Origin of the sequence: Geminocystis sp. (genome assembly GCF_041753295.1) — a bacterium.
Taxonomy (GTDB): Bacteria; Cyanobacteriota; Cyanobacteriia; order Cyanobacteriales; family Cyanobacteriaceae; genus Geminocystis.
The window spans coordinates 23,870-40,319 of the sequence record NZ_JBGSUU010000066.1 but is presented as its reverse complement, the minus strand read 5'-3'; the positions used below and the strand labels follow the sequence as shown (position 1 = coordinate 40,319).

At 30.9% G+C, this 16,450-nt stretch carries 17 protein-coding genes and 1 tRNA gene; 10 read left to right on the top strand and 8 right to left on the bottom strand.

Annotated features, from left to right (window positions below; translation table 11 throughout):
* Positions 1–15 precede the first annotated feature (15 nt).
* Positions 16–615, top strand: a complete 600-nt coding sequence (locus ACEW8E_RS07155) for a hypothetical protein (protein WP_373479651.1) — start codon at positions 16–18, stop codon at positions 613–615.
* Between the two features lie 102 nt (positions 616–717).
* On the opposite strand, the gene ACEW8E_RS07150 is transcribed toward ACEW8E_RS07155, so the two are convergent.
* From ACEW8E_RS07150 to ACEW8E_RS07140, 3 genes are read right to left on the bottom strand one after another with little or no spacing between them, the layout of a single operon-like run.
* Entirely contained in the window at positions 718–1,689 is a 972-nt protein-coding gene (locus tag ACEW8E_RS07150) for a M23 family metallopeptidase (protein WP_373479650.1), read from the bottom strand.
* Positions 1,690–1,747: 58 nt separating this feature from the next.
* Positions 1,748–2,392: a DUF2301 domain-containing membrane protein gene (locus ACEW8E_RS07145; protein WP_373479649.1), complete on the bottom strand. Its 645-nt coding sequence runs from the start codon at positions 2,390–2,392 to the stop codon at positions 1,748–1,750.
* A 4-nt stretch (positions 2,393–2,396) separates the two neighbouring features.
* On the bottom strand, positions 2,397–3,170 hold the full coding sequence (locus ACEW8E_RS07140) for an S-adenosyl-l-methionine hydroxide adenosyltransferase family protein (RefSeq protein ID WP_373479648.1): 774 nt from the start codon (positions 3,168–3,170) through the stop codon (positions 2,397–2,399).
* 241 nt (positions 3,171–3,411) lie between these two features.
* Here ACEW8E_RS07140 and ACEW8E_RS07135 point away from each other — a divergent pair, with 241 nt between their 5' ends.
* A complete protein-coding gene (locus tag ACEW8E_RS07135; RefSeq protein WP_373479680.1) occupies positions 3,412–3,579 on the top strand; it encodes a hypothetical protein in 168 nt (55 codons plus the stop codon).
* 162 nt (positions 3,580–3,741) lie between these two features.
* Here ACEW8E_RS07135 and folK read toward each other — a convergent pair whose 3' ends face one another.
* Positions 3,742–4,230 carry a 2-amino-4-hydroxy-6-hydroxymethyldihydropteridine diphosphokinase gene (folK, locus tag ACEW8E_RS07130; protein WP_373479647.1) on the bottom strand — a complete coding sequence of 163 codons (489 nt, stop codon included), beginning with the start codon at positions 4,228–4,230 and terminating at the stop codon, positions 3,742–3,744.
* Positions 4,231–4,424: 194 nt separating this feature from the next.
* On the opposite strand from folK, the gene ACEW8E_RS07125 reads away from it, so the two are divergent.
* Complete coding sequence (locus tag ACEW8E_RS07125; RefSeq protein ID WP_373479646.1) at positions 4,425–5,171, top strand: HEAT repeat domain-containing protein; 747 nt, start codon at positions 4,425–4,427, stop codon at positions 5,169–5,171.
* A gap of 132 nt (positions 5,172–5,303) precedes the next feature.
* On the opposite strand, the gene ACEW8E_RS07120 is transcribed toward ACEW8E_RS07125, so the two are convergent.
* Positions 5,304–5,831: a tetratricopeptide repeat protein gene (locus ACEW8E_RS07120; RefSeq protein ID WP_373479645.1), complete on the bottom strand. Its 528-nt coding sequence runs from the start codon at positions 5,829–5,831 to the stop codon at positions 5,304–5,306.
* A 147-nt stretch (positions 5,832–5,978) separates the two neighbouring features.
* Between ACEW8E_RS07120 and ACEW8E_RS07115 the strand changes: the two genes are divergently transcribed.
* The 4 genes from ACEW8E_RS07115 to ACEW8E_RS07100 all read left to right on the top strand — a co-directional run bounded on the left by ACEW8E_RS07115 (position 5,979) and on the right by ACEW8E_RS07100 (position 9,282).
* Positions 5,979–6,887: a TIGR04168 family protein gene (locus ACEW8E_RS07115; RefSeq protein ID WP_373479644.1), complete on the top strand. Its 909-nt coding sequence runs from the start codon at positions 5,979–5,981 to the stop codon at positions 6,885–6,887.
* Positions 6,888–6,906: 19 nt separating this feature from the next.
* Positions 6,907–6,991, top strand: a tRNA-Ser gene (locus ACEW8E_RS07110).
* 219 nt (positions 6,992–7,210) lie between these two features.
* Positions 7,211–8,458, top strand: coding sequence for a lipid-A-disaccharide synthase-related protein (locus ACEW8E_RS07105; RefSeq protein WP_373479643.1), 1,248 nt, complete (start codon positions 7,211–7,213; stop codon positions 8,456–8,458).
* Positions 8,459–8,460: 2 nt separating this feature from the next.
* Positions 8,461–9,282, top strand: a complete 822-nt coding sequence (locus ACEW8E_RS07100) for a pentapeptide repeat-containing protein (protein WP_373479642.1) — start codon at positions 8,461–8,463, stop codon at positions 9,280–9,282.
* Between the two features lie 78 nt (positions 9,283–9,360).
* Here ACEW8E_RS07100 and ACEW8E_RS07095 read toward each other — a convergent pair whose 3' ends face one another.
* Positions 9,361–10,044, bottom strand: a complete 684-nt coding sequence (locus ACEW8E_RS07095; protein WP_373479641.1) for an NlpC/P60 family protein — start codon at positions 10,042–10,044, stop codon at positions 9,361–9,363.
* Positions 10,045–10,110: 66 nt separating this feature from the next.
* On the opposite strand from ACEW8E_RS07095, the gene ACEW8E_RS07090 reads away from it, so the two are divergent.
* From ACEW8E_RS07090 to ACEW8E_RS07080, 3 genes are all read left to right on the top strand, one after another.
* Entirely contained in the window at positions 10,111–11,046 is a 936-nt protein-coding gene (locus ACEW8E_RS07090) for a serine hydrolase (RefSeq protein WP_373479640.1), read from the top strand.
* Between the two features lie 33 nt (positions 11,047–11,079).
* Positions 11,080–12,810: an urease subunit alpha gene (gene ureC / locus ACEW8E_RS07085; RefSeq protein WP_373479639.1), complete on the top strand. Its 1,731-nt coding sequence runs from the start codon at positions 11,080–11,082 to the stop codon at positions 12,808–12,810.
* 80 nt (positions 12,811–12,890) lie between these two features.
* On the top strand, positions 12,891–13,802 hold the full coding sequence (locus ACEW8E_RS07080; protein ID WP_373479638.1) for an HAD family hydrolase: 912 nt from the start codon (positions 12,891–12,893) through the stop codon (positions 13,800–13,802).
* A 237-nt stretch (positions 13,803–14,039) separates the two neighbouring features.
* Here ACEW8E_RS07080 and murJ read toward each other — a convergent pair whose 3' ends face one another.
* The gene (murJ, locus tag ACEW8E_RS07075; RefSeq protein WP_373479637.1) at positions 14,040–15,641 is read right to left on the bottom strand and encodes a murein biosynthesis integral membrane protein MurJ; all 1,602 of its coding nucleotides are present in this window, start codon (positions 15,639–15,641) and stop codon (positions 14,040–14,042) included.
* 320 nt (positions 15,642–15,961) lie between these two features.
* On the bottom strand, positions 15,962–16,441 hold the full coding sequence (locus tag ACEW8E_RS07070) for a low molecular weight protein-tyrosine-phosphatase (RefSeq protein ID WP_373479636.1): 480 nt from the start codon (positions 16,439–16,441) through the stop codon (positions 15,962–15,964).
* Positions 16,442–16,450: the final 9 nt, after the last annotated feature.

The window sequence follows — 16,450 nt, the reverse complement described above, 5'->3', positions numbered from 1 at the left end:
TTAATATAAATAAAGATGAAATATTCTTCTCAATCATTAGGAAAAACTAATAATAATCAACAATTAAGTTTATTTGAATCCCCAGCAACTTATGAAGTAAAAAAGCCAAACTTAAAATCCGATTTTATGATGAGTAAAGATTTTTTAGAAAATTGGAAAAATAATATTTCTTCTTATCAACAAAGTCAGCGTAATAATTTATCTCAACAAACTAATTTTTTGACCGATAATGGTATTTTATATGATGTAGATTTATTTGATCCTTTTACTCTTAAAACTCATCCTGATCAGTTTTATGATTTACCAAACTATAATCTTAGTGAAAGTTGTCTTTATTTTATTTTAGATACCCATGGTAATTTACTTTTATATGTCGGTGAAACTAAGTTATCTCCTTCTCAAAGATGGATTAATCATGACTGTAAAAATTATATTCAAAATTATATAGAATTGCACCGAAAATATAAACTAAATTTGATGATTAGAAGTGCTTTTTTATGGGGAATTCCTACGGATAGAAAATTACGTCAAACTATGGAAAAAAATTTGATTTTTAGATGGCGATCGCCTTTCAATAAAGAATCATGGCAATATTGGGGACAACCTTTTAAATAATTAATAAAACCATAGCATTACTAAATTATTTGTAAAAAATTTTATCTCTTTAACACCTATTAACTTATTACTTTTTTACAAATTTTGTATAATTATTATAGATTAATTTATGGTTATTTTACGTTCTAAATTAACAATAATTTTATTATTTCTGATAAGTTTATAATTACCAATCCAGATACCTTTTTCTAAAGTGGACTTATTGTTTTTTCCTATGTAACTCATCCATAAACGAGAGGATTTTTTTATGGGGTTTTTTTGATTAATAATTACTTGATTATTCGGGTTAATTAATTGGAAATATTCTTTATCATTTTCTAAGACTCCAAACATATTAATCCAAAAAAGTAATTGAGGACTTTTACTATTAATTTGATGACGATAAAATTTTCCTTCCCATAATTTTTGTTGAGTAGGTATTTCATCAGCAAAACCAGCGTCAATTAATCCCGTTGGAATATAATTAATACTTCTTTCCCATAGAGGATTTTTCTTTATTTGACAACCTGTTTTATCTGTTATTCCCACAAAAGGATCGACAATTTTACCATTATTTCTTATACTTAAATGAACATGGGGAAAAGACGATAATCCTGATGTTCCAACCATACCTAAGACTGTACCTTTTTTTACTTTCATACCATTTTTGACAATGATACTATTTTGTTTTAAATGACAATACTGACTCTCCCATCCATTTTCATGTTTAATTACGATTCCGTTACCACATTCTTTCCCCTCGATGGCTTTTTTTTCTTCTTGATTCGAGATTAAATCATCATCTACTCCGTCTCTTACCCTTAACACGATACCATCTGCGATAGCTGTAACCGATACTCCTTGTTTCATTACCTGTAAATTAGCAATACCAAAATCAGTACCGTTATGAGTATCATAGGTTTGTCTGCCGCAACCAAAATCAACTTCTTTGGGAGTAGGATCAAGATCTACATAGTGCATTATATAACAATTTTTTCCTAAATTACAGCTAATGGGTAAATCAAATTTAGGGGAAGAAGAAGCAAAAGTGATAACAGTAAATGAGACTATTATTAAAACACAAATAAAGCTCATTATTTTAATTCGTTTCAGCAATAATCTCGACATATTTATGATATAAAAGATAGGTTAATTATAAGATATTTTTTTGATTTCTTAAGTACTCAAATACAGATTTATCTCCAATATCAGGAGGAATTTCTTGAGTAGCTTTTCTCATAATAAATACTAAAAATAAAATACCCCAGATGGTTAATAATATTCGTTCTAATTGTAAAGGAAAAATACCGATAATATAACCTAGTAATAAACTGGGAATTATTACACTTAAAATTTTCGATTCTATAGAATTAAAACAAAAAGCCTCTTTAATAAAAATACCCGTTAAACTTGCAAAAATAAAACCAATACCGAATAAACTTAAGGGCTGATTTTTGATAAAAGTTATTAAATTTCCTTGACTATTGATACTAAAAATTATGGTAGAAATTGTACCGATTAACCAAAAAATCTTTAAGGTGTTATGTAAAGGTTTGAAATAAATATGAATTTTCTGTAAACTTACTCCTAAACCAAGAATAAATAAAGCAAATAATCCTGTTAAAATTTGCTCAATAATAGTAGTTAAATCTAACCATAAAAATAATAAAATTCCTACAAAAAAACTGACTCCAGCTATGGCTAAACCAAGACGATATACCGTAACTTCTTGGCGATCGCTATCTGTAATAGTAAAATTACCAAATTGACCTTGATAAATATTAGATTCTATAGTCATAAATTTAATTCAATATTACTTTAATTTGTTCACAATATTCTTTATTTAATTTTATTTTAGCACTATCACCATTAACGGCAATTTCTAACCATCCATGACTACCAATTAACGCTAATAAATCTCCATTATTGACACAACTATAAGTCAGATAATGATTAATAATATAATCTTTTTCTATGACATACCATGATTGATTATCAAAAATATTAGCAGGAATATTAGTAACTAAATTACCATAAATATCAATATACTGAATTGAGCCAATAATTTCATTATTTGTAAGAATAAAAGGCGGAATATTTACCTTAATTAAAGTTTCTAAATGAATCTCTTTTCCTAATTCATCTAAACTTACTCCTTTACTCACATAAGCTGCTATGGGAGCAAAAATATCTCTACCATGAAAAGTATTACTAGGATTTTTATTTAGCCAATATTTATTATTAGTTAATTCCATAATTTTTTGAGGTTTATATTTATCTAAAACACCGCTACAAATACCATTATCAGGACAAATTAAATAACCTTTTTCAAACATAATTATTATGGCTTTTCTAGCACTTCCAACTTGAGGATCAACTACTGCTAAATAAATAGTATTATTAGGAAAAAAATCGACAGCATTCATTAAAGAAAATCTAGCAGCTAAAATATTTTGTCTAGGAATTTCATGGGTTAAATCAATTAAATCTACATCAGGATTAATGGCTTTAATAACTCCTTTCATCACTCCTACATAGATGTCTTGTAAGCCAAAATCTGTTAATAAAGTAATCATAATACTTGTATATTTATCTACTTTTTAAATTATAAGAATCATCATTAAATATTTTAAATAATAAATAAAAGTTTTTAAAACATAACAGAGAATAAGTTTTAGTTATTATAACCTTCTGAATTACTTTTGAAAAAGCCTTAGGAATCATTAAGTTTTTGTAACAAATGATACATAATTGCTAAAAATCGATATTATAGAAATATAGAAAAAAATAAATTAATAATATTAAAGGAGAAAAAAAATGATGAATATTACTCGTAAAAATCAAATGATGGCTAATGCAGGTCAAGCATATCAAGATAGTTTACGCAAAAATTTAGAACACCGTTTAGAAGTAGCTAGAAGTCAAGGAAATCAAAAATTAATTACACAATTAGAACAAGAAGCCTCTTATTTACACTTAAAATAAAATCGTAATAATTAAAAATAATTGCATTAGTTAGAGAATAAATAATCTAATCAAAAAAATCAAAATCGATAGTTTTTCCGAAATAGAGCTTAACTTTATCTTCGTATTTCTTCTCAATTTTTGATCCTAAATTGCCAATTATTTCTCTAATTTTTCTAATTCTTAAGTCTTTACTGACTCATCAGAAATTAACTTTTGTAGTAAATCAATAATTTTTAGTTTGCTTACAGGCTCAACCCAATAAGGAGCAATTTCTGCTAAAGGCATTAAGACAAACATTCTTTCTCTCATTCGAGGGTGCGGAATTTGTAAGTTCTCACTATTTATAATTAAATTATCATATAAAATTAAATCTAAATCTAAAGTTCTAGCGCCCCATCTTTCCTTTCTTTCTCGTCCAAATTCTCCTTCAACATAGAATAAATATTCTAATAATTCATCAGGCGAAAAAAAAGTATTTATTATAATACATCCATTAAAATAATCTGGCTGAGGAGGCCCTATGGGTTTGGTTTTATGCCAAGTCGAACAGGATATAACCTCAATTTCGTCCTTTTGGGCGATTTTTTTTACGGCATTCACTAGAATTTCTAAACTATCCCCTAAATTGCTTCCTAAAGCTATGGCTGATTTAACTTTATGTTTGTCCATCCTATTGACAAATTCTGTATTTTATGTTAATCAATAATTGTATTGAAACTCAGGCAACTTTCCCACAGATTTTAAAGAATATTAACAAAGGAAAAATTAAAAAGTCTCTCCTTGTCGATTTTAAACAAAAAAATTGATAATAATTTACAGTTAATTATTGTTAATTGGTAATTGTCCATGTATCATTAGTTTATATGAAAGATCCAAGTTTAAGTCAAACCGCTATTGATTTTGATTCTTCCCTTGATCCTTTAGATTTGATTGAGGAAGAAACTATCACTCCTCCAGATCCTGAATTAATGTTACATTTGCTCCGTAGTAACAATAAACAGGATCAAATTCAAGCTGTCAGGGCTTTTTGTGAAATTTCCGACTTTCGAGCTATTCCTTTTTTAATTCAGCAATTAGAAAATAGTTGTCCTTTAATTCGGGTTAGTGCTGCCTATGCTTTAGGGCGAAATCCCAGTACATCAGCAGTTGAACCTCTAATTTATACTCTTAATCACGATTATAATGGCTATGTTCGTAAAGGGGTTGTTTGGGCTTTAGGAAATAGTGGTGATGCCCGAAGTTTTCAACCATTACTAAAATCTTTAAAAATAGATATTAGCGCTGTTAGATTGTGGGCTGTTAGTAGTCTAGCAAATATTGCCAAATTAAATTATGAAGACAATATCAGTGCCATTCCTACTATTATTATTGCTTTGAGACAAGATAAAATCGCCGCTGTGCGTAGTAACTCAGCTTGGACTATTGGAAAATTATGCCGAGAATTACCCTATAATGTTATTTATGCTACTGCTATCGATGCTCTAATTGAAGCCTTAGTAGAAGACGAAGATTTAGGTGTTAAAGAAGATGCTAAAACTGCTTTACTAAAATTAGGTGATCCTCGTGGACTACAAATGATTGAAGAATTAGAGTTAGAAGGAATTATCTAAATAATAAAAACAGGAGTTAATAAAAAATGAATTAATTAATGTATCACAAAATAATAAACTATTAAACTTAATAAAAAATAGTACATATTTAATTTGATTCATTATTCATTGTCAATTATTAACCCTTTATTATTAATTAATAACAAGACGTTTTTGTAAAGATTCTACCCTCTTATTGGCAATTACATTTTTTGGCTCACATTCTAAAGTCTGTTTATAACAATCTAATGCTTGAGAAATTAATTGTTTTTTCTCATAAACATTCCCTAAATTATTCAAAGCAATAGCATATTCAGGATAGAGTTTAATAGCTTCTTTATAATTGCGAATTGCAATGTCATATTGTTCTTGAGAAAAATGGGCAAACCCAAGAGCATTATACATTAAAGCCTTGTTTTCTGGTTCAATATTATCCCCAACTTTAAGCGCTCTTTGTAATAATTGTACTGCTTGGACAAAGAGTTTTTTATCTAAATAAATACTAGCTAATTCGTAATATTCTTGAGCAGTTCCCTTTTGATTTTTAAGTTTGTCTTGTAATTTTGAAAAACGAGATTCTATTTTCCTACTATTAATAATTTGCCTTAATAAAATCACCGCAACAATGGCTAATAAACCTAATAAAATAGAAATATAAAGTACTGGAAGATTCTCATTCATAAATTATTTTTTTGACTATATTCATTATTATTAACTTGATATATTAACATATTTGGACATCTTTTTTTATTAAAATGAAGTTTAATTTTAAGCAATTTTAAGTAACAATATTAATAAAAGTAACTAATTATTAAGAAAGATTTTTTTATGACCAAAACCATCATTAAAATAGCTGTAATTGGAGATGTTCACGAACTTTGGAACGAATATGACTCGGTGGCATTAGATTTTTTAGCTGTAGATTTAGCCTTATTTGTCGGAGATTTTGGTAATGAATCTTTAAAAGTTGTTCAAGAAATAGCTGATATAAATATTCCCAAAGCGATAATTTTAGGAAATCATGACGGATGGTTTACCGCTACAAAATGGGGTAGAAAAAAAGCACCTTATGATCATAATATTGAAGATAGAGTTCAACAACAATTAGACATACTCGGTTCAAGTCATGTAGGCTATAGTAGTCTTGATTTTCCTCATTTAGAATTATCGGTAGTAGGAAGTCGCCCTTTTAGTTGGGGAGGCTCAAAATGGAAATATCCTGAATTTTATCAGCAACGCTACGGAATTAATAATTTTCAAGAATCCACAGAAAAAATTGTTTCCGCCGTTAAAAACACTTCTTTTCAAAATATCATTTTTATTGGTCATAATGGCCCTTTTGGTTTGGGTGCAAATCCTGAAGATACCTGTGGCAAAGACTGGAATCCCATCGGCGGTGATTTTGGTGATCCTGATTTTGAATCTGCCATTAATATTAGTCGTCAACAGGGGAAAAATATTCCTTTTGTTACTTTTGGACATATGCATCATACCCTTAGACATACAAAAGAAAGAGTAAGAACTATTCTTAATAAAGATATTTATAATACTTTTTATCTTAATGCGGCGGCAACTCCTCGTATTCAAGAAATAAACGGAGAAAAAATCCATAAGTTTTCTCTGGTTACCCTAGAAAATAATAACATCACAAATATTAAATTAATTTCCCTCAATGAAAAAATGAAAATAATTAATCAACAAATAATTTTCTGCAAAGAATCTGACTTTTTGTTATAATATTACTTGCTTGTTATCTGGAGAGGTAGCAGAGTGGTCGATCGCGCTCGACTTGAAATCGAGTGACTAGGAATAGTCCGTGGGTTCAAATCCCACCCTCTCCGTTTTCTATATCCCTTATATTCTCTAAATTTCATGAAATTTTATCTATATTAAAGACTTATAATTGCTCATAATTTACTCATTTTATGGTTAAATTTTTTGTTTATTTTAGATGACAGAAAATTACAATTTTTCTAAATTCTTATAACTTTGTTTAATTCTTATAGATTTTCTTAATAAAAAAAAGCTAAATATATCATTTATTTATTCACTATGAATCAATGAAATTATTATTTATTAGTAATGGCCATGGAGAAGATATTATTGCCGTAAAAGTGATTCGTCAATTAAGAAAAATTAATCCGAAAATATCTATGGTTTGTTTACCAATGGTAGGGGAAGGTTTTGCTTATGCTAAAGAGAATATACCTTTTATTGCACCAGTAAAAAAAATGCCCTCTGGGGGTTTTATTTATATGGATAATAAGCAATTATGGCAGGATGTAAATAATGGTTTAATTACCTTAACTTTAGCTCAACTTAAAGCAGTAAAATTATGGGCAAAAAATGAGGGTTTAATTATCGCTGTGGGAGATATTTTACCTTTATTGTTTGCGTGGTTAAGTGGTGCAAATTATGGTTTTATCGGTACAGCAAAATCAGAATATTATTTACGAGATGAAGAAAATTGGTTAACAGAAACTTCAAAAATTGATCGATATTTCGGCTCAATTTATTATCCTTGGGAAAGATTTTTAATGAAAAATAAAAGGTGTTTCGGAGTTTTTCCTAGAGATACTATTACCACTAAAACTTTACAAAAATATAAGATTTTAGCCCATGATTTTGGTAATCCCATGATGGATGATTTAACGGTTTCTGATTTACCAGTGGATAATGAGCCTTTATTAAAAATTTTACTCTTACCCGGATCAAGATTACCAGAAGCCCTCCACAACTGGCAACTTATTCTTAATGCTGTTGATGCCATTATTAATCGTCAATCTTCAGACTTAATTTTCATGGCGGCTATTTCCCCTTCATTATCTCTAAGTGATTTTACTGAGTATTTATCTACTCATAATTGGCAATTAGCGCCATTAAATTCCGTGAATATACTTATTAACGATTCTAAAAGAATAGTATTTACTAATAAAAGGGTAAAATTAATTTTATGTCAAAATGCTTATAGTGAATGTTTAAACTATTGTGACTTATCTGTCGCTATGGCTGGTACAGCTACCGAACAATTTATCGGTTTAGGTAAACCTGTTATCGCCATTGTTGGTAATGGCCCACAATACAATAAACAATTTGCCATGAATCAAACTCGTTTATTAGGAATTTCGGTACAATTAGTCAATAAACCAGTAGAAGTAGCTGAAAAATTACAGGAATTATTATCACAACCTGATTTATGGCAATTAATATCGGTTAATGGAAAAAAAAGATTAGGAGAAAAAGGCGCAGGGGAAAAAATTGCTCAATATATTATCAAAAAAATAGAATCATCAACGGAAAACAGTTAAATATGGATGTGCAGGAGTTATTAGAAAGATATAATCGAGGAGAAACCAACTTTGAGAAAATAGATCTCAGAGGTCAAATATTACCTAATATTAATCTTAGTCGGGTGAATTTTAAAGAAGCGGATTTAAGGGACATTAACTTGATAGGATGTTCGTTAATACAAGCAAATCTCAAAGAAGCAAATCTTAGTCATGCTGTTATTCAAGGAGATTTAACAGAAATTAATTTAATTCAAGCTAATTTAATGAGTGCAAATCTAAGTAAGTGTGATTTAACCGATGCTAGTTTACGCAATGCCAATCTTAGTGATACTAACCTCAGTCATAGCATTTTTGTTTGTAGCTTATTACATGATAGTAACTTAAAAAAAGCAAATCTTAGTCACGGAAAAATGATTAACTGTCTTTTAAGTCGTGCTAATTTAAGTGATGCAAATTTACAAGGCGCTAATTTACAAGGTGCAAACTTAACCAATGCTATCATGATGAATACTAATCTTGAAGGTGCGAATTTGTCTTTAACTCAGATGAATAGCGTCAATGGATTTGGTATCAAAGCATCCCATGCTAATTTTAGTCACGCTAATTTAAGTGGTGGTAATTTCGCTAATGGTATTTTTCATGATGCCAATTTTCACGATAGTATGATGACTTGGTGTAGCTTTAAAATGACTAATTTTACCCATGCAGATTTATCAGAAGCAAAACTATCATGGTCTAATTTTACCAAAGCAATCCTCACTAAAGCTAATTTAATTGATGCCAATATTAATCAAGTAACTTTTGATGGCGCTAATTTAGAAGGTACAATTTTTACTAAGTGAGATTACGCAAAACCATTGAAGATGTCGGAGAAGTTAGCAGGTTTCAGGTTTCAGGTTTGAGATTTAATCCCTTTGCCGTTAATAACTAGAACTTTTAGTTACTCTGCCACAACTCCAAAATATTTGATAATAGTTACTACTAACTTGATCTATATTGTCTTTAAGTTGATTAATAGCAATACCATTATTACCGATTTCTTTGCCTGAACTATGAATATAACGATTATCACCTAAATATAAAGCCACATGAGTAACTCTATTTGTGCCGAAAAACACTAAATCTCCCGCTATTAATTCTTCACGACTAATTTTAGTTACAAAACTTTCTTGTTGATAAGAATCTCTGGGAAGCCATACCCCAACACTAGCAAAAGCTGATTGTATTAAACCCGAACAATCATAATTAGGTGCAACTGTACCACCCCAGAGATAATAATTAGGAGTATTCATCGCTTCGTAAGTAAATTTTATGACTTGAGGAATTAAACTCTCAATTTTTGTCATTTTTTTCGGTGAATAGCCTTTAACTGCTGGTTGTAAATACTTTAAATCTTCTATCCATAACCAACCGCTATAGTTATCTTCACATAAACATACTTCTACGGCATCATTAACTATAGAAGAAGAAATTATTGTTAATTGTCTGCCTTTTGCACATTGAGTTGCTAATTCCCCCAAGTCAGATTTTACATATAAATTTAAGTCAGTTAGACAACAATATTCTCCAGAATCCGAGGGAGGTAATAAATTAGAGATCATCATCAAGGTTAGATATAATATTTAGCAAAATTATCAATTATCAATTATTAATTATCTATTCACATAATTATGACTTTTTTCTCCCCTAATGAAACTTTAAATCATCAAGCCCAAAATATTCTTAACACTACATGGCAAGAATTTCCTCATTTAGCAAAAAATGAAATTGCTTTAACTTGGATTGTCTATGATCAACCCGTTATTGTCAATACTGGTGGCGCTTTATCTTTTGAGGAATTTTGGCAATATCCCTTACAAGGTTTTAGTTATCGTGGGGAGGAAAAAATTTACCCTGCTAGTATTGTTAAATTATTTTATTTAGTGGCAATACAAGAATGGTTACATAATGCCATGATTAGCGAATCACCAGAATTAAATCGCGCCATCAAAGATATGATTATTGATTCTAGTAATGACGCTACAAGCTATATTGTTGATTTATTAAGCGGTACAACTTCTGGATCTGAATTATCTTTTGGTCCTTTTGAAGCATGGAAATATCAACGTAATATTGTTAATCGTTATTTTCAGTCTTTAGCATGGGAAGAATTAGCTACTATTAATGTTAACCAAAAAACTTGGTGTGATGGCCCTTATGGTAGAGAAAGAATATTTGTGGGAGAAATTTATGAAAATCGAAATATGTTAACTACTAACGCCGTGGCAAGATTATTTCATAGTATTATTGGTGGTGTTGCGGTATCTTCTCAAGCTAGTCAAAGGATGATGAATTTATTAAAAAGAGACGTTACTCAAAAAAAATTACTCGAAAATGAGGAAGAAAATCAAATTAATGGCTTTTTAGGGGAAATTTTACCGAATAATGCTAATTTATGGTCAAAAGCTGGTTGGACTTCAACGGTTCGTCATGATTGTGCTTATATCGAAATTCCTGATCATAAACCTTACCTATTGATTATATTTACTGAAGGAAAAAAAAATAGTCAAAATCGTCACCTGATACCTTTTCTTTCTGCACAATTTGCTAAAGTTACCGCAATATAACAAAAAAATTATCAATTTATCAATAGAATTATTATGACTTACTTTATGGATCGACGTGCTTATGCTGAAACTTTTGGCCCCACTGTTGGCGATCGCATTCGATTAGCGGATACAGAATTAATTATTGAAGTAGAGAGAGATTTAACGGTTTACGGTGATGAAGTTAAATTTGGTGGTGGGAAAGTAATAAGAGACGGTATGGGGCAATCGGGCATTTCAAGGGCAGAGGGTGCAGTAGATACAGTGATTACTAATGCTTTAATCCTCGATTGGTGGGGTATTATTAAAGCCGATGTGGGCATCAAAGACGGTAAAATTTTAAAAATAGGCAAAGCAGGAAACCCAGAAATTCAGCCGAAGGTGGACATTATTATCGGTGCAGTAACAGAAGTTATCGCTGGAGAGGGAATGATTTTAACTGCTGGTGGTATTGATACCCATATTCACTTTATTTGCCCTCAACAAATCGAAACGGCCATCGCATCTGGAATTACAACAATGATCGGTGGTGGTACAGGACCAGCTACAGGCACAAATGCCACTACTTGCACCCCCGGAGAATGGCATCTATCGAGAATGTTAGAATCTGCTGACAGTTTTGCCATGAATATAGGTTTTTTAGGTAAAGGTAATAGTAGCCAACCAGAGGGATTAATTGAGCAAGTAAAAGCTGGTGCTATGGGGTTAAAATTACATGAAGATTGGGGTACAACTCCTTGGAGTATTGACAGTTGTTTAAGTATTGCTGATAAATATGATATACAAGTAGCTATTCATACAGACACTTTAAATGAAGCAGGATTTGTGGAAGAAACCATTAACGCTTTTCAAAACAGAGTTATCCATACTTATCATACCGAAGGTGCAGGAGGAGGCCACGCCCCAGATATTATTAAAGTTTCTGGGCAAATGAATGTTTTACCATCCTCCACAAATCCCACTCGCCCTTATACAATGAATACCTTAGAAGAGCATTTAGATATGTTAATGGTATGTCATCATTTAGATAGAAGTATCCCTGAAGATGTCGCTTTTGCTGAGTCTCGTATTCGCAGAGAAACCATCGCCGCCGAAGATATTTTGCACGATTTAGGCGCTTTTAGCATGATTGCTTCTGACTCTCAAGCTATGGGAAGGGTAGGAGAAACTATTATTCGCACATGGCAAACCGCTCATAAAATGAAGGTGCAAAGAGGACATTTGAACTCCCCTCAATCCTCCCTTATGAATGGAGGAGGTATGAATGATAATTTTCGGGCGAAGCGTTACGTTGCTAAATATACTATTAATCCTGCTATAACTCATGGTATCTCTGATTATGTTGGTTCGATAGAAGAAGGAAAATTAGCAGATTTGGTGTTGTGGAAACCAGCGTTTTTTGGTGTTAAACCTGAGTTAGTGATTAAAGGCGGTATGATTGCTTATGCCCAAATGGGAGATGCTAATGCTAGTATTCCCACACCCCAACCAAGACACTCTCAACCCATGTTTGGTAGTTTTGGGGGTGCCATCGCATCTACTTCTTTAACCTTTGTTTCTCAAGCCTCTTTAGATTTAGATATTCGAGGAAAATTAGGCTTACATAAGCCAACGGTAGCGGTAAAAAATACCCGTAATTTGAGTAAAACTGATATGAAGTTAAATGATTATGTACCAAATATGGAAGTTGATGCGGAAACTTATGAAGTACGAGCAGATGGGCAACTCTTAACCTGCGAACCTGCGGATGTTTTACCCATGTCACAAAGATATTTTTTATTTTAAAATAGGATACTTAAAAGTTGATAAAGATAAAAAAAATCTCCCGTCAAAAATTTTTGTCATGGTTTATCTTGCTAATAGTTATGACTATTTCTTGCCTCTTAATTTTAGATAATAATCCCGAAATTAGTGCCAAAGAACGTATTTTTGATCCTTTACCCTCTTGGAATGATGGTAAAACAAAGCAAACGATAATCAAATTTGTGGAAAATATCACTAAGTCTGACGGGATACCCATTAAAGATAGGATTGCCGTTTTTGATTATGATGGCACTCTTTTACCAGAAAAACCGATGTATGTGCAATTACATTTTTTGTTAGAAACGTTATTAACAGAACCTAATTCTAGCAGTAAAGGTTTAGTTGATGGGGAAAATTTAATCAAGTCTGGTTTTTTAGCTTATACAGGTATGACTCAACCAGAATATGAAGAAAAAGTTAAAGAATTTTTAACCACCGCCCAACATCCTCGCTTTAAAAAGCCTTATACCGAACTTATTTATCAGCCTATGGTAGAGTTAGTGAAGTATTTAAAATTAAATAATTTTCAAGTTTATATTTGTTCTGGTAGTGATATTGATTTTGTGCGTATTTTAGCAAACCTTACCTATGGTATTCCTCCTGAAAATGTAATCGGCACAGCAGTGGAAAAAACCTTTGAAATGAGCTCTCAAGGTGTAAACTTAGTACGTCAACCTAAATTAATTGAACCTTTAAACGATAAAACTGGAAAACCTGTTAATATCAATCGTTATATCGGCAAAATTCCTGTTATAGCGGTAGGCAATTCTGACGGTGATATTCCCATGCTGCAATATACTAGCAGTAATCCTCAAGCAAATTTAGAATTGTTGTTACACCATGATGATATTCAAAGGGAATATGACTATAACCAAGGTGCAAAAAAAGCATTAATTCTAGCCAAAGAGAATAATTGGACAATAATTACCATGAAAGAAGATTTTAAGCAAGTTTTTCCAGCTTTTCTACAGTAGTTATGATAAATTTAGATCAAATAAATGTTATAAAGTTGACACTATAAGGATTATCAGAATTAACAATTAAATTTGTTTATCGATTCACATTTTGCATTTCACCTGACACCTGATACCAGATACCAGACACCTGCCACCTTTTCAAGGAATAATTTATCACAAACAGAAGTAACAGAGCCGTTTTTCCTTTTCAAAATTAATCTTTATTCAAAAAAAATTCTAGTTTTTCAGTAACTCCTATTTACGAGAAAATTTACTATTTATTTTAGTTAATAATATCTCTAATTCTGGAAGTTTTAACTGCATACTAATTAACATAAAAATTGTGACGGCAATTAAACTAGAAGTTAATAAATTTATTCCTTGTAATAATAATCCTTTTTCACCCCATAAAGAAGTAAGTAAATTATTAGTTAATCCACAGGAAAAACCAGAAATAATAGTAGCAATAATTAACCCACAAAAAATAAAAAACCACTGTTTTAGAGGTAAACCATTTAAACGTTTATGTAAAATCCAAATTAAGGCAATCATAGAGATAAAATTAACTCCGATGGTGGCAAAAACTAACCCTTGAGTTTCAAATTTTTTCACTAATAAATAATCTAAAATGGCATTGATAAAAATATTAATAATACTAATTTTAAAAGGAGTTTGCCCATCCCCTAAAGCATAAAAAACTCTAACTAAAACATCCCTGCCTAAATATAAAAACATTCCCACACCATAGGCGAATAAAACTGGTGCAACAATAGCAGAATCTCCAGCCCGAAAAACACCTCTTTCATAGATAATTTTGACAATAGGATTTGCTAAAGCCATAAAAATTGCCGTGAGAGGAAGCATGGTTAAAGCCGTTAAAATTAATCCTTGTCTAATTCTGAGTTTTAATTCATCCCAATTTTCTGGTGCAGCTAAACGAGAAAACACAGGTAAAAATGGCACTAAAATCATGTTAGAAATAATGCCTAATGGAGTTAAAACAATGAAATTAGCGTAACGCATAGCAGCAGCAGCATTTTCGATATAAGAAGCAAAATATAAGTCAGTATAAACGTTAATATGTAACATTCCCGACGAAAGAGTTGCAGGCGCCATGACTTTCATCACATCGTTAACCCCTTCTCTACCCCAATCAAAACGCAATTTTAAAGTACTAATACCTAATTTTATTTGGGTAACTTGTTGTGCCAACCATTGCCAAATACCACCTGCCACCGTTGTACTCGCTAACATAATACTTCCAAATTGAACATATTCAGGGGCGTTAATTTTATCTCCCAAAAACCAAAATAAACCGCCAACACCGATTACAATAGTTAAACTGGAGAATAGTGGGCTTATACTCGGTAGCCAATATTGATCTGAAGCGTTTAAACTACCAAAACCGATGCCTATTAATCCAGCAAAAACCGCTAAAGGGGCCATAATTTGCAATTGTAAAATCGCCATATCTCGCACACTAGGGGTTAATCCGGGCGCTAATAAATCAATAAATTTATCGGCATAAATAACTAAAATAACCGTCACGATTAGTAAGATAGTGCTAACTAAAGTGGTGATAGTTTCAATTAAAGGTGCAGCGTCTTCTTTATCTCTTTTTGCTAAAACACTGACTAATGAACTATGAAAAGGTCCATTAATACCACCTAAAAGAATTAATAAAAATCCAGGGATAACATAAGCATAAGCATAAGCGTTAACCACCCCCCCAACACCAAAAGCCGCCGCTACAATTTGCTCCCTCACTAACCCAAAGACTTTACTGATAAGGGTTGCAACCGCTACGACTCCAGCGATTCCAGCTAGAGATTTTTTTTTGTTAATATTCGTGTTCACATCTTAAGAGAAATAACTGCAATGATTTATTATCTATTAGAATGGTTCAAAAATAACTGAGTAAACCATAAAATTATCAGTGGAATAGGGAGATAGTAATAAGAATTAATAAAAAATGATAATTAATTAATTTTTTTCACAATATTTTACTTTTATTTAATACTTATTTTTGCCTTAATTTTGTCGGCTAAATATTTGCTACTTATATTAATATTTAAAACTCAGGTTTTATAGAAAATAAAGAATAGGTAATAATTACATAAAATTTGATACTTTCTTATCTTAAATTAATGTTATTTTTAATTTTTAAATATATTTATTTAATGATAATTTTTTTTGCAATATTCTAATAATCCTTCACAAGAATCTAATAATAAGTCAATAACATAATCAAACCCTGATTCTCCTCCAAAATAAGGATCAGGTACTTCTTTATCTTTAAATTTTGTGGTAAAATCACACATTAACTTAATTTTATCTTTATATTTTTTAGTACGATCAAGAGATAAAATATCAATATAATTAGACTTATCCATCGCTAAAATTAAATCATAATATTCAAGATCAAAATCTTCTATTTGTCTTGCTTTTCCTTTTAATTCTATCCCTCTTTTTTGGGCAGCCATTCTCATTCTTTTATCAGGAGATGCCCCGATATGGTATCTTGATGTACCAGCAGAATCACATTCAAAATTATCTGTTAAACCTTCTTTTTCGATTAAATAATTCATGATGTTTTCCGCTGAAGGCGATCGACAAATATTACCTAAACAAACAAAAAGTAACTTAGTTTTTCCCATTTTAAAATT